This is a genomic window from Pseudomonas sp. ICMP 561, from assembly GCF_002699985.1.
In the GTDB taxonomy this organism is placed as follows: domain Bacteria; phylum Pseudomonadota; class Gammaproteobacteria; order Pseudomonadales; family Pseudomonadaceae; genus Aquipseudomonas; species Aquipseudomonas quasicaspiana.
This window is the reverse complement of the sequence record NZ_LKBT01000004.1, coordinates 195,018-207,450: the sequence shown is the minus strand read 5'-3', so window position 1 is coordinate 207,450 and position 12,433 is coordinate 195,018. Positions and strand designations below refer to the sequence as shown.

The following is a 12,433-nucleotide window of genomic DNA, read 5'->3' as shown; positions in this document are numbered from 1 at the left end:
CTCGCGAACAAGTTCGCTCCTACCGTTGTTCATTTAAGACTTCAATCAATCAACCCATTCACGTCATAAAACGGATACGGCCCTGGGTACTCGCCGAACACGGCGTTGTGAGTCACCAGCCCCTCTAGCGGATGCCAGCGATGCAGCAAATAACCCGCCGGTTCCAGATTGAAATGCGCCGGGGCGTCTTCCTGCAGATCAAGCACGATCTGATGTGAAGTACCGGGGCAGATACAGCTCAGACTGCCACCAAAACGACGCTGCATCGGACGATGCAAATGCCCGCACAGCAAGCGCTCGACTTGCGGGTGACGTGCAATCACTTTTTCAAACTGCGCCCTGTTCCTGAACGGCTCACGGTCCATATGGCCGATGCCGGTGATGAACGGTGGGTGATGCAAAACCAATATGGTCGGCACGTCCGGGCGGCGCGCCAGCAACTCATCGAGCCAGAGCAACTGACACTCCGTCAGTTGTCCGCCGTGGGAGCCGGGAATGCTGGTATCAAGCCCGATCAACCGCACGGGATGCTCTTCCACGACCCAATCCAGTGGCGCATCGGATGAAAGGGGCAGGTACGTCTGGTTGGCAAACTCGGCCAACAAGTGCTGACGATCATCATGATTCCCCGGCACCAGATAGAACGGCATGTGCAAACGCTTGAGTTCCGGATGCAGCACGGCGTATTCATCCGGCTGACCGAAATCCACCAGGTCGCCACTGATCACCACGATATCGGGACGCGGCACGCTGGCGTTCAGATGATCAACCGCACGGCGCAATGCACCCAGGGTATCGACGACGCCATAGGTCAGTTTCTGACCGGCTTTAAGGTGCAGATCGCTGATCTGCGCAATGAGGAATGGGTGGTTCAAAATAGCTCCCTACATGACTGCAATTCTGTAGGAGCGCACGAGCACCGCGAGGCCGCGATTGCGGTGTGTCAGGCAAACCGCAATCGCGGCCTCGCGGTGCTCGTGCGCTCCTACAGGTTTTGTATTCCAAACAAAAATCAGGAGTTCAGGGTAAACAACACCTGCGGCGCAACGGTCAGGCCGATCAGTGCACCCGGGCTGTGGATAACGTTGTCAGCGCTATCAACCAACAAGGGCTGAGCCGCGCCGACATCCACCAGAAGGCGGCTTTGAGCGCCTTGGAAAAACTGCCCCACCAATCGACCACGCAGATGACTCTCACCGTCCATCACTCGTAAATGCTCGGGGCGGCAGTACACCGTCGAAGGCAGATTCGCAGCCATCCACGGCAACTCGCCGCCACTGACTTTCAGCCCCTGCTCGGTGCGCTCAACCACTGAAAACGCATTGAGATTGCCGACAAAACTGGCGACGAAGGCATTGGCGGGCTGTTGATAAATCTCTCGCGGCGTTGCGAGTTGCGCGACACGCCCCTTCTCCATCACCAGAATCCGGTCGCCCAGCGCCATGGCTTCGCCTTGATCGTGAGTGACGAAAACTGAAGTTATCCCCAACCCGCGCAGCAGGTCATTCAGCTCGCTGCGCAAGCGTTCACGCAATTGCGCATCCAGTGCCGCCAATGGCTCATCAAGCAACAACACTCGCGGACGTGGGGCCAGCGCGCGGGCCAATGCGACCCGCTGACGCTGACCGCCGGACAGCTCGTGAATGTTGCGCTTGCCGTGCTCCTGCAAGCCGACCAGTTCCAGCAATTCGACACAGCGCTTGTTGCGCTCAGCGGGCGACATGCCACGAATCTTCAGGCCGTAGACGATGTTTCCGGCCACATCCAGATTGGGGAACAACGCGTAGTTCTGGAACACCATGCCCACGTCACGCTTCTCGATAGGCAAACGGGTGACGTCGTTATCGCCGAAGAAAATCTGCCCGACGTCGGTGCTTTCCAGCCCGGCGATGAGGCGCAACGTGGTGGTTTTACCGCACCCCGACGGGCCGAGGATCGCGAGGGTTTCGCCGGGCTCGATGATCAGGTTCAGGTCATGCACAGCGACAGTGCCGTCAGCGAACGCCTTGCGGCAGCCCTGCAAGCGAATAGTGGTTCCGGTCATCGACTCTCTCCACGGGAAAGACGGGCGCTGATGGCCTGCAACGCGATCAACAGCGGCACGATCATCAACAGAAAAATAAGGGTGTAGGCACTGGCAACTTCCAGCCGCGCAGACGCGTAGCTGTCGGCGAGACCTACCGGCAGGGTTTTGGTCATCGGCGTGTGGAGCATCCAGGTCAGGTTGAACTCACCCAACGACAAGGTGACGACCATCAACACCCCGGCCAGAATCCCGGCTCGGCAGTTAGGCACCACGACGCTGAAGAATCGCTTGAACGGTCCTGCGCCCAGACTGGCCGCAGCCTCTTCCAGTACCGGCAGTTGCTGACGCTGCATGACCGCCATCACCGGACGAACCAGAAACGGCAAAGTGAACAGCACATGGCCCACCAGAATGAACAACCAGCTGCTGCGAAACCCGCCGAACTGGCCGTAGGTCAGCAGCAACGCCAGTGCGCTGGCCAGACCGGGCATGGCCACTGGCAAAACCATCAACTCTTCGAAGGCCCGGCTGAAGCGATTGTTCATCCGCACCAAGGCATACGCGGCCGGTACGCCAATCACGCAGACGCACACCGCACAGGCCACGGCCAACTGGATCGACAACCAGACCGTCGGCGAATAGGCCTGCCAGACCTGGATCAACCAGTCGAAGGTCAATCCACTCGACACGCCCTGAAAATAATTGCGCGTCAGGCCAGCGAGTAATGACAACAGCACCGGCACCAACATGAACGCGCAGACCAACAGGGTAAACAGCAATTGCATGACGAACAGCGATGAGCGCTTCACAGGACAGTCCCCGAGTTTTTCACCAGGCGCCGAGCCAGCAGCAACACGGCCCAGGTCAACGCGCCCAGCACCACGGACAGCGCAGCAGCGACGGCGAAGTTGGCGTAGTTGGTGAACACGTTGTAGATCGCGACGGGCGTGACGTTGAGCCGTGTGCCCAACGTGAACGCAGTACCGAACGCGCCCATTGAAGTCGCGAAACAAATCGCTCCGCAGGACACCAGCGCAGGCGCGAGGCCCGGCACGATCACGTCGCACACTACTCGCCAATGACCGGCGCCCAAGGAGTGCGCAGCTTCTTCAAGGCTACGATCCAGACTTTCACAGGCCGCCATCACGGTGAGAATCACACGCGGAATCGAGAAGTACAGGTAGCCCAGAAACAGTCCGGTCAGCGAATAAGCGAAGATCCAGCGCTCACCGGCCAGCTCCATGCCCAGCATCGCAAACAAGCCTTGGCGACCGGCCAGCAGAATCACCAGAAACCCTACGACCACGCCGGGAAACGCCAGTGGAAAAGTCAGCAGAGCCACCAGCGCCGAACGACCGAAAAACCGTTGCCGGGCGAGGAACACGCCGCTGATACCACCGACCAGCAAAGCCGCCAGCGTAACGACGATTGCCAACACGCAGGTCTGGGCAAGGCTGCCCAGATACTGCGCACTGCTCAGCACCTGCCAGTAACCCGCGCTGCCATCGCGGCTTTCGCCGCCCAGCAAAATCAGGTGCGCCAACGGCAGCAACCAGAAGGCAAACAACACGGCTGCGGCCGGAGCCAGCGCCCAGGCCGCGGTCGGACGCAGACGCGACCATGCGCGCCTGGCCGACGTCACGCCCTGAGCTTTCAGAACCGAAGCGGTCACTTACTTGACCTCACTCAGATAGCGCGCTGCGAATGCTTCCTGCACGGCGGCCATGTGTTCGTAATCAACCACGCCAGCCCGGGCGTAATCGCTGTCCGGCAGAAACTGCGCTGCCACATCCGCAGGCATTTTCACGTCACGCACCGGACGCAAATAAGCCTTCGCCCACAACGACTGGCCTTGATCGGACAGGGTGAAATCCAGCACCTTTTCAGCGTTGGCGCGATGCGGTGCGTTATCCACAATGCTCATCACGTACGGCACGCTGATGCTGCCTTCCTTGGGGATCACGAAAGCGACATTGGCTTTGTCTTTGTAGCGAGCGCGATAGGCGTTGAAGTCGTAATCGACGAGGATCGGCAATTCACCGGACAGCACCCGCGCATACGCGGTTTGCTTCGGCACGATCGGCGAGTTTTTCGCCAGCTTCTGGAAGTAATCGATGGCCGGTTTGAAATCATCCAGCGTGCCGCCCATGGCCTGGTTGATCGCCACCGCAGACACATAACCAACAAAGGCGCTGGACGGATCCAGATAGCCAACCATGCCTTTGTACTCAGGCTTGAGCAGATCTGCCCAGCTTTGCGGCACCGGCAGACCGCCCAGTGCATCGACGTTAACCATGATGCCCAAGGTGCCGGAATGGATCGCGAACCAGTGACCTTCAGGGTCTTTCAAGCCGGCCGGAATCTGATCCCAGCCTTTTGGTTTGTAGCTGCCCACCACGCCCGCTTTCTGCGCCTGCAGACCGAAAGTGACGCCGTAATACACCACGTCGGCAACCGGCGCTGCCTTCTCGGCGACCAATTGCGCCAGCGACTGGCCGGAGTTCTTGTTGTCCAGCGGCACTTGCACGCCTGTCGTCTCGGCAATTGCCTTGAGTTGCGTGCCCCAGTCCGCCCACTCTGGCGGGCAGTTGTAACAGATGGCGGTTTCAGCGGCCTGAGCCAGACTGGCCGCACCGCACAGCAGCAGCGCTGCCAGGGTTTTACTGAAGCGGATCATGAAGCATCTCCTCGTAGGGCTGAGTACTTTCACCCGGCCGGATATGGCAAGGCAGGCAATGGGAAATCGGAGCGGCACCGGCAATCTGTGCCAGGAGCTGATCGATCACGGTGCTGGCCAGCTCCGCGATGGGTTGCACGACGCTGCACAGCGTCGGGTGCATCTGGGCGCCGAGGGCGATGCCATCGAAGCCGATCACTGAAAGCTGGCCGGGCACGCTCCAGCCGTTGCGACGCAGTTCGGCGATCAGGCTGATCGCCAGCAAATCGTTGGAGCAAACCAAAGCGCTGGGCCGGTTGGGGCCGCGCAGCAAAGGCTCGATAGCGGCGAAATCAGCCTGGGTATGCGCAGGCATTTCAATCACCGGCAGGCTATCCAGCCCCCCCTCGACCATGGCCTCGCAATACCCGGCGTAACGCAGACGGGCACGGTCCGACTGCAACGCGGGACCGGCCACCATGCCGATGCGGCGATGCCCGGAGTCGAGCAAGTAGCGTGTCGCCAGCGCCATGCCCGCGCGGTTATCCACAGACACGGCGCTGTAATCAGGATTGCCCGGCTGGTGATAAGCCAGCACGAACGGCGTGTCTTCGTTGACCAGACTTTGCAGGACCCGATTGCTCTCGGCGTCGGTCACGGTCAGCACCAGGCCATCGACCCGCTGACGCAGTAACTCTTCAACCACGGCGCTTTCGCGCTCGCTGCTGTAATCAGTCGTTGCCAACAGCAGGTTGTAGCCTTTCAAACGCGCAGCACGCTCCATGGCCTGGAACTGCTCCGCGAAGACAGGGTTGAGGAGGTTGGGCACGATCACACCAATCAGATTGGTGGTTTGCAGGCGCAACTGACGCCCCAAGCGATTGGGCCGAAAACCCAACTGACGGGCGGCCTCGAACACCTGATCGCGAGTAGTCGGGCGCACGACGTCAGGGGATGCAAAGGCCCGCGCGGCAGTCGCCCGCGAAACCCCTGCCAGTCGTGCTACTTCTTTTAAATCACTCACGTTCGCTCGCCTTGAGATCGATCTCATTGGCGGCGACATTAACGATTCAATATTTCGTTACAGCTAACAGGTGATGACAGTTTGATTGCAGTGCGCAACTTTGCGGCGAAGCTAAAGCCCCATGCCCTGCCCGTCTGCGCTACCATCACGGGCCGACGCGGCAGCCTGCTGCGCGCAGGAGTTAGCATGGCCCACCCGTTCGCAACACTTACGCCAGACCTGGTCCTTGATGCCGTTGAAAGCATCGGGTTTCTCAGTGACGCCCGCATCCTTGCGCTCAACAGCTACGAGAACCGCGTTTATCAGGTCGGCATCGAAGACGGCCAGCCGTTGATCGCCAAGTTCTACCGGCCGCAGCGCTGGACCAACGAAGCCATCCTTGAAGAACACAGCTTCACCTTCGAACTGGCGAACGTCGATATCCCGGTCGTCGCCCCCATGGTGCATAACGGGCAGACGCTGTTCGAACACGCAGGGTTTCGCTTCACCCTCTTCCCTCGCCGCGGCGGCCGTGCGCCAGAGCCGGGCAACCTTGATCAGTTGTATCGTCTGGGCCAGTTGCTCGGGCGTATCCACGCCGTTGGCGCGACCAAACCTTTCGAGCACCGTGAAGCGCTGGCGGTGCAGAACTTTGGTCAGAACTCGCTGGACTTCCTGCTGCAGAACGACTGCATCCCGCGCAGCTTGTTGCCTGCTTACGAGTCAGTGGCGAAGGATCTGCTCAAGCGCGTCGAAGATGCCTACGCAGCCACGCCGCATCAGAACATCCGCATGCACGGTGACTGTCACCCCGGCAATATGATGGCCCGCGACGAGATGTTCCACATCGTCGACCTCGACGATTGCCGCATGGGCCCTGCTGTGCAGGACATCTGGATGATGCTGGCCGGCGATCGTCAGGAATGCCTCGGACAACTCTCGGAGCTGATGGACGGCTATAACGAATTCCATGATTTCAACCCGCGTGAACTGGCCCTGATCGAACCGCTGCGCGCCCTGCGTCTGATGCATTACAGCGCCTGGCTGGCCCGCCGCTGGGACGACCCGGCGTTCCCGCACAGCTTTCCGTGGTTCGGCACCGAACGTTACTGGGGTGACCAGATCCTGGCTTTGCGTGAGCAACTGTCGGCGCTTAACGAGGAGCCGCTGAAGTTGTTTTGAATGGGGAAACGCGATCTGTATGTGGAAAATTCCATGTTGGCTCGCAAACCCAATTCTCGTGGGAGCGAATTCATTCGCGAAGAGGCCGGTACATTCGCCGCCTTTTTACGGCCTGAAATACCGTCTTCCCGAATTAAGTGGAGCGCCACTCCGGTCGGTCCCACGGTCCATCATGAACTTAAGATCAGCGCCAACCTGTGGGAGCGTGGCTTGCCCGCGAATCAGTCACCTCGGTGAGTCAGTAATACCGTGTCATCGTTCATCGCGGGCAAGCGCGCTCCTACGGGTGGAATGAGATTTACATGGAAGGCTTGGACGCGATGGGTCTGATATTTGCGGTGTCCTTATCGCGGGCAAGCCACGCTCCCACAGAGGTCTGATTCCGGGCAAATAATAGATCCACGCATCACCAGACTCATAAGAATCCACCACCTGCCAACAGGACCCAACATGCCAGCCGTCAACCCGCGACGCGGGTACATTCTCGGGCTCAGTGCCTACACCATCTGGGGTTTGTTTCCGCTGTACTTCAAAGCCATCGCCGACGTGCCATCGGTGGAAATCATCGTCCATCGAGTGCTTTGGTCGGCGGTATTCGGCTCGTTGCTGCTGATGTTCTGGAAACACCCCGGCTGGTGGCGCGAATTGCGGGACAACCCACAACGTCTGGCGGTGCTGGCCTTCAGCGGCTCGATGATCGCGGTGAACTGGTTAGTGTATGTGTGGGCTGTGAATAACGAGCGCATGGTGGAGGCCAGCCTGGGTTACTACATCAACCCGCTGGTCAACGTCTTGCTGGGGATGCTGGTATTGGGCGAACGGCTGCGGCGTTTGCAATGGATCGCCGTCAGTCTGGCGGCGACGGGCGTGGCGCAGCAGTTATGGCAAGTCGGCAGCCTGCCGTGGGTATCGCTAGTGATTGCCGGAACGTTCGCGGTGTACGGCATTGTCCGCAAGAAAGCACCCGTCGCGGCCCTGCCCGGCCTCGTAGTGGAAACCTGGATACTGGTGCCTATCGCCGTGGGCTGGCTGCTGCTCAACCCGGCAGCCTACACCTCACAACCAGAATTCTGGACCACCAGTGAAGCGCTCTGGCTCGCCGCCGCAGGCCCTGTAACGATCTTGCCACTGGTCGCCTTCAACGCCGCCGCCCGACACCTGCCTTACACCACACTGGGCTTCCTGCAGTACATCGGCCCGACACTGGTGCTCGCACTGGCAGTGCTGGTCTTCAAGGAACATCTCGCGACAAGCACCATCGTGACCTTCGCATTCATCTGGGCGGGATTGGCGGTTTACAGCGTTGATGCGTGGATAACTTTACGGCGCAGGGCCTGATCATTTATTGATCAATGGCTTGCAGGCCTTGAGCTACATGGCCTGCAAGCGGTTCTCCAAAGGTTATCCACAGGCAGGCTCATGGATAAAGTGGATAACCTTAGGGAATGCGCAATTCCGTAGGACCGGCTTTAGCCGGGAGGGCGTCGGATCATTCACCCAATTTATTTCGCCAAGAATACCGCCCTCCCGGCTAAAGCCGGTCCTACGGGATTTGCGTAGCACCTGTGTGCATACTTCACCCGCAGTTGGTGGGTGCCTCCAGCCTGATCAAAGACTGATCAATAACACTGCGAGCCATATCCACCAGATGCATGACCGACATCGCCAGAAGCCGATCCGAACCGGTCAGGCGGTCGCCGTTTTCGTACGCTGTTACGGCTGCGCAGTGCAGCAGGTGGGAGGCGTGGTTCAAAGATTGTTCAAGGTCAGAAGGTGAAACCGGTAACTCGGTCATATCGAAGTCTCTTAATGTTGAAAGAGACCGCCAACCACCGCTACTGAACGATAAGGGTGGCAGCCGTGCGTAGGTTAGTAGACCGGGTTACCACCGGCGCGCTCGAAAGCGCCCTGCGCACAGCCGCCATAAATCAGACGTCCAAAGACGTCTATTTCAAGGTGTACTGCACGAGCGATAACCACGGGCTACTAAACCCCGTCACTGAAATAACAGCGACCGGCGCACCTTAGGAGCCAAAATCCTCACCCGCAAGCGCTTGGGATTGTTTCGGAAACTTCCCTCAAGAAAAACGGAAACGTAGCGCGAACCCTGAGGCGATAGCCTGCAAATTGGTTTGATTTAGCATTGGATGCATGGCCTCTGAGCCAACGAGCTTCAACTGCTCAATAAATAACCAGCCGCTCGCAAGCCTTGAGCCGTCTAGCCTGCAAACGGTTCTCCAACGGTTATCCACAGGCAGGCTAATGAATAAAGTGGATAACCTCAGGGGCACGCAATTCCGTAGGACCGGCTTTAGCCGGGAGGGCGTCGGATCACTCATTAAAATTCTTTCGCCAGCAATACCGCCCTCCCGGCTGAAGCCGGTCCTACGAGTTGAGGGCGGCGCGATGCCTACAGATCCGTACGCAACACCAGATCCACCATCAAATCATCCGCCAGGGTTTCCAGCGCTTGTTGCAGATCATCCAGCGCCAGCGATTCAGGCACGCCCAATATCGCGTCGGCGTGAAACAGCAGTTCACTGCTCATCGGCGCGGGTTTGACTTCAGTGACCAACCTTTCGACGTTAACGCCCTGCTCCGAAAGCAACCGAGTGATGTCGCGTACGATGCCCGCGCGATCATTGCCTACCAGCTCCATGCCGATGTGTTTCCAGGCGCCGGGGGTTTCGATGGCGGTATCGGCAAACAACACGCGTATGCCTCGACCGGACAACTCGATCAGCGCGCTCTTCAATTCTTCATGGGCGTCAGCCGCAACGCCAATGCGCAGGATGCCGGCGAACTGTCCGGCCATGTGCGACATGCGGCTTTCCAGCCAGTTACCGCCGTGGTCGGCAATGCATTTGGCGATGGCCTCGACCTGGCCGGGTTTGTCGGGGGCAAATACTGTAATAACAAGATGATCCACTGCTGACTCCTTCTGGTCTTGAATCCGCACCAGCCAGTCAGGCTGACGACAACGCAACAAGTATAGGCATGCCTGAACTTCACGCCGGGGAATGACCGGGCTGCCATTTTGTGTACGATCTCTATTTTTATCTGGAACAATCGGCAACATCTTTGAGAACATCCGAATCCCGATGATGACTAGCGATGAAATTTCAGTCGCGAAGTGACATATTTAGTTCCGTTTCCACGCGTCAAGCCTTCATGTAGCATCCCGCGTCGCGCACTACATAAACGGCGACCCAACAAAAGAGCGCTTCCTCCGGGGGCGTAAAAAAGCTGAGCAGAGTGAGGCAAGTGCAATGACTGAACACGTTCAAGTCGGTGGCCTGCAGGTCGCCAAAGTCCTGTATGACTTCGTGAATAACGAAGCACTTCCCGGGACCGGTCTTGATGTTGCTGGCTTCTGGATGGGCGCAGACCAGTTGATCAATGAGCTGGCCCCCAGGAACAAGGCACTGCTCGCTAAACGTGATGACTTGCAGGCGCAGATCGACGCCTGGCACCAGTCCCATGCCGGTCAGGCCCACGACGCCTCGGCTTACAAGGCTTTCCTTGAGCAAATCGGTTATCTGCTGCCAGAGGTGGCGGATTTCCAGATCACGACGCAAAACGTCGATGAAGAAATCGCCCGCATGGCTGGCCCACAGCTGGTGGTGCCGGTCATGAATGCCCGCTTCGCCCTCAACGCCTCGAACGCCCGCTGGGGCTCGTTGTACGACGCGCTGTATGGCACCGACGCCATCAGCGAAGCCGACGGCGCAGAGAAAGGCAAAGGCTACAACAAGGTTCGCGGTGACAAAGTGATCGCCTTTGCCCGCGCCTTCCTCGACGAAGCCGCGCCGCTGGCCGCAGGCTCTCACGTTGATTCCACCGGCTACAAGCTGATCGACGGCAAGCTGGTCATCAGCCTCAAGGGCGGTAGCAATACCGGCCTTGAAGACGACGCGCAATTGATCGGCTATCAAGGCGACGCATCAGCGCCGACCGCCGTGTTGCTCAAGCACAACGGTCTGCATTTCGAGATCCAGATCGACGCTGCCAGCCCGATTGGCCAGACCGATGCCGCGGGCGTCAAAGACGTGCTGATGGAAGCCGCGCTGACCACCATCATGGACTGCGAAGACTCCATCGCTGCCGTTGATGCCGACGACAAGGTTGTGGTGTACCGCAACTGGCTGGGCCTGATGAAAGGCGATCTGGCCGAACAGGTCTCCAAAGGCGGCGAAACCTTCACCCGCACCATGAACGGCGACCGTCACTACACCGCGCCTAATGGCGGCGAAGTGAAGCTGCACGGTCGTTCACTGCTGTTCATCCGCAACGTCGGTCACTTGATGACCATTGATGCAATCCTGGACAAGAACGGTCAGGAAGTCCCGGAAGGCATTCTGGACGGTCTGCTGACCAGCCTTGCGGCGATCCACAGCCTCAATGGCAACACCACGCGCAGCAACAGCCGTACTCGCTCGGTGTACATCGTCAAACCGAAGATGCATGGCCCGGAAGAAGCTGCATTCACCAACGAGCTGTTCGGTCGTGTCGAAGACGTTCTGCGTTTGCCACGCAACACGCTTAAAGTCGGGATCATGGACGAGGAACGCCGTACCACGGTCAACCTCAAGGCCTGCATCAAAGCGGCCAGCGAGCGTGTGGTGTTCATCAACACGGGCTTCCTGGACCGCACTGGCGACGAAATTCACACCTCCATGGAAGCAGGCCCTGTCGTGCGCAAGGCGCAGATGAAAGCCGAGAAATGGATCAGCGCCTACGAAAACTCCAACGTAGATATCGGCTTGAGCTGCGGCCTGCAAGGCCGTGCGCAGATCGGTAAGGGCATGTGGGCCATGCCGGACCTGATGGCGGCGATGCTGGAGCAGAAAATCGCTCACCCAATGGCAGGCGCGAACACCGCCTGGGTTCCGTCGCCGACGGCCGCTGCGCTGCACGCGCTGCACTATCACAAGGTTGACGTGTTCGCCCGTCAGGATGAACTGGCCCAGCGCACTCGCGCCTCGGTGGATGACATCCTGACTATCCCGCTCGCGCCGAACACCAACTGGACGCCCGAGGAAATCCAGAACGAACTGGATAACAACTCACAGGGCATTCTCGGCTACGTGGTGCGCTGGATCGATCAGGGCGTGGGCTGCTCGAAAGTGCCGGACATCAACGACATTGGCCTGATGGAAGACCGCGCCACGCTGCGTATCTCCAGCCAGCACATCGCTAACTGGCTGCGTCATGGCGTGGTCAACGAAACTCAGGTGATGGACAGCCTCAAGCGCATGGCGCCTGTGGTTGACCGGCAAAATGCGGGGGACTCGCTGTACCGTCCGCTGGCGCCGGATTTCGACAGCAACATCGCGTTCCAGGCGGCGGTTGAACTGGTAATCGAAGGGACTAAACAGCCTAACGGTTACACCGAGCCGGTTTTGCACCGTCGGCGTCGGGAGTTCAAGGCGAAGAACGGGTTGTAAACAAGTCATGCACGTCGGTCCTACACCATCTGTAGGACCGGCTTTAGCCAGGAGGTCGTCAGAACACTCACCCAATTTCCTTCGCCAGAATTACCGCCCTCCCGGCTAAAGCCGGTCCT

11 protein-coding genes are annotated in these 12,433 nt (G+C 59.0%); 3 read left to right on the top strand and 8 right to left on the bottom strand.

The window, feature by feature from the left end; all coding sequences use genetic code 11:
- Positions 1 to 41 precede the first annotated feature (41 nt).
- The 6 genes from AO242_RS05480 to AO242_RS05455 form a co-directional block, all read right to left on the bottom strand.
- On the bottom strand, positions 42 to 875 hold the full coding sequence (locus tag AO242_RS05480; RefSeq protein WP_099267974.1) for a phosphodiesterase: 834 nt from the start codon (positions 873 to 875) through the stop codon (positions 42 to 44).
- Between the two features lie 137 nt (positions 876 to 1,012).
- Positions 1,013 to 2,044: an ABC transporter ATP-binding protein gene (locus AO242_RS05475; protein WP_099267973.1), complete on the bottom strand. Its 1,032-nt coding sequence runs from the start codon at positions 2,042 to 2,044 to the stop codon at positions 1,013 to 1,015.
- Positions 2,041 to 2,835, bottom strand: a complete 795-nt coding sequence (locus AO242_RS05470) for an ABC transporter permease (RefSeq protein ID WP_099267972.1) — start codon at positions 2,833 to 2,835, stop codon at positions 2,041 to 2,043. Before AO242_RS05470 ends, AO242_RS05475 begins: the two co-directional genes overlap by 4 nt.
- On the bottom strand, positions 2,832 to 3,638 hold the full coding sequence (locus AO242_RS05465; protein ID WP_164706215.1) for an ABC transporter permease: 807 nt from the start codon (positions 3,636 to 3,638) through the stop codon (positions 2,832 to 2,834). Before AO242_RS05465 ends, AO242_RS05470 begins: the two co-directional genes overlap by 4 nt.
- 60 nt (positions 3,639 to 3,698) lie before the next feature.
- Entirely contained in the window at positions 3,699 to 4,703 is a 1,005-nt protein-coding gene (locus tag AO242_RS05460) for an ABC transporter substrate-binding protein (RefSeq protein ID WP_099267971.1), read from the bottom strand.
- Complete coding sequence (locus AO242_RS05455; RefSeq protein WP_099267970.1) at positions 4,687 to 5,706, bottom strand: LacI family DNA-binding transcriptional regulator; 1,020 nt, start codon at positions 5,704 to 5,706, stop codon at positions 4,687 to 4,689. Before AO242_RS05455 ends, AO242_RS05460 begins: the two co-directional genes overlap by 17 nt.
- 186 nt (positions 5,707 to 5,892) lie before the next feature.
- Between AO242_RS05455 and AO242_RS05450 the strand changes: the two genes are divergently transcribed.
- Positions 5,893 to 6,867 (top strand): serine/threonine protein kinase, encoded by a 975-nt coding sequence (locus AO242_RS05450; protein ID WP_087266014.1) that lies wholly within the window; start codon positions 5,893 to 5,895, stop codon positions 6,865 to 6,867.
- Between the two features lie 450 nt (positions 6,868 to 7,317).
- On the top strand, positions 7,318 to 8,205 hold the full coding sequence (gene rarD / locus AO242_RS05440; protein WP_099267968.1) for an EamA family transporter RarD: 888 nt from the start codon (positions 7,318 to 7,320) through the stop codon (positions 8,203 to 8,205).
- A 238-nt stretch (positions 8,206 to 8,443) separates the two neighbouring features.
- Here the strand turns inward: rarD and AO242_RS05435 are convergent, their stop codons facing one another.
- Together AO242_RS05435 and AO242_RS05430 are read right to left on the bottom strand one after the other, a co-directional pair.
- On the bottom strand, positions 8,444 to 8,662 hold the full coding sequence (locus AO242_RS05435; RefSeq protein ID WP_099267967.1) for a DUF6124 family protein: 219 nt from the start codon (positions 8,660 to 8,662) through the stop codon (positions 8,444 to 8,446).
- A gap of 615 nt (positions 8,663 to 9,277) precedes the next feature.
- Positions 9,278 to 9,796, bottom strand: a complete 519-nt coding sequence (locus AO242_RS05430) for a glycine cleavage system protein R (RefSeq protein ID WP_099267966.1) — start codon at positions 9,794 to 9,796, stop codon at positions 9,278 to 9,280.
- A gap of 340 nt (positions 9,797 to 10,136) precedes the next feature.
- Here AO242_RS05430 and AO242_RS05425 point away from each other — a divergent pair, with 340 nt between their 5' ends.
- A complete protein-coding gene (locus tag AO242_RS05425; protein ID WP_099267965.1) occupies positions 10,137 to 12,314 on the top strand; it encodes a malate synthase G in 2,178 nt (725 codons plus the stop codon).
- Positions 12,315 to 12,433 lie beyond the last annotated feature (119 nt).

Coding starts and splice junctions, on each gene's coding strand:
- AO242_RS05475 (WP_099267973.1), bottom strand. CDS start 2,044: ATGACCGGAACCACTATTCGCTTGCAGGGCTGCCGCAAGGCGTTCGCT.
- AO242_RS05460 (WP_099267971.1), bottom strand. CDS start 4,703: ATGATCCGCTTCAGTAAAACCCTGGCAGCGCTGCTGCTGTGCGGTGCG.
- AO242_RS05450 (WP_087266014.1), top strand. CDS start 5,893: ATGGCCCACCCGTTCGCAACACTTACGCCAGACCTGGTCCTTGATGCC.
- rarD (WP_099267968.1), top strand. CDS start 7,318: ATGCCAGCCGTCAACCCGCGACGCGGGTACATTCTCGGGCTCAGTGCC.
- AO242_RS05435 (WP_099267967.1), bottom strand. CDS start 8,662: ATGACCGAGTTACCGGTTTCACCTTCTGACCTTGAACAATCTTTGAAC.
- AO242_RS05425 (WP_099267965.1), top strand. CDS start 10,137: ATGACTGAACACGTTCAAGTCGGTGGCCTGCAGGTCGCCAAAGTCCTG.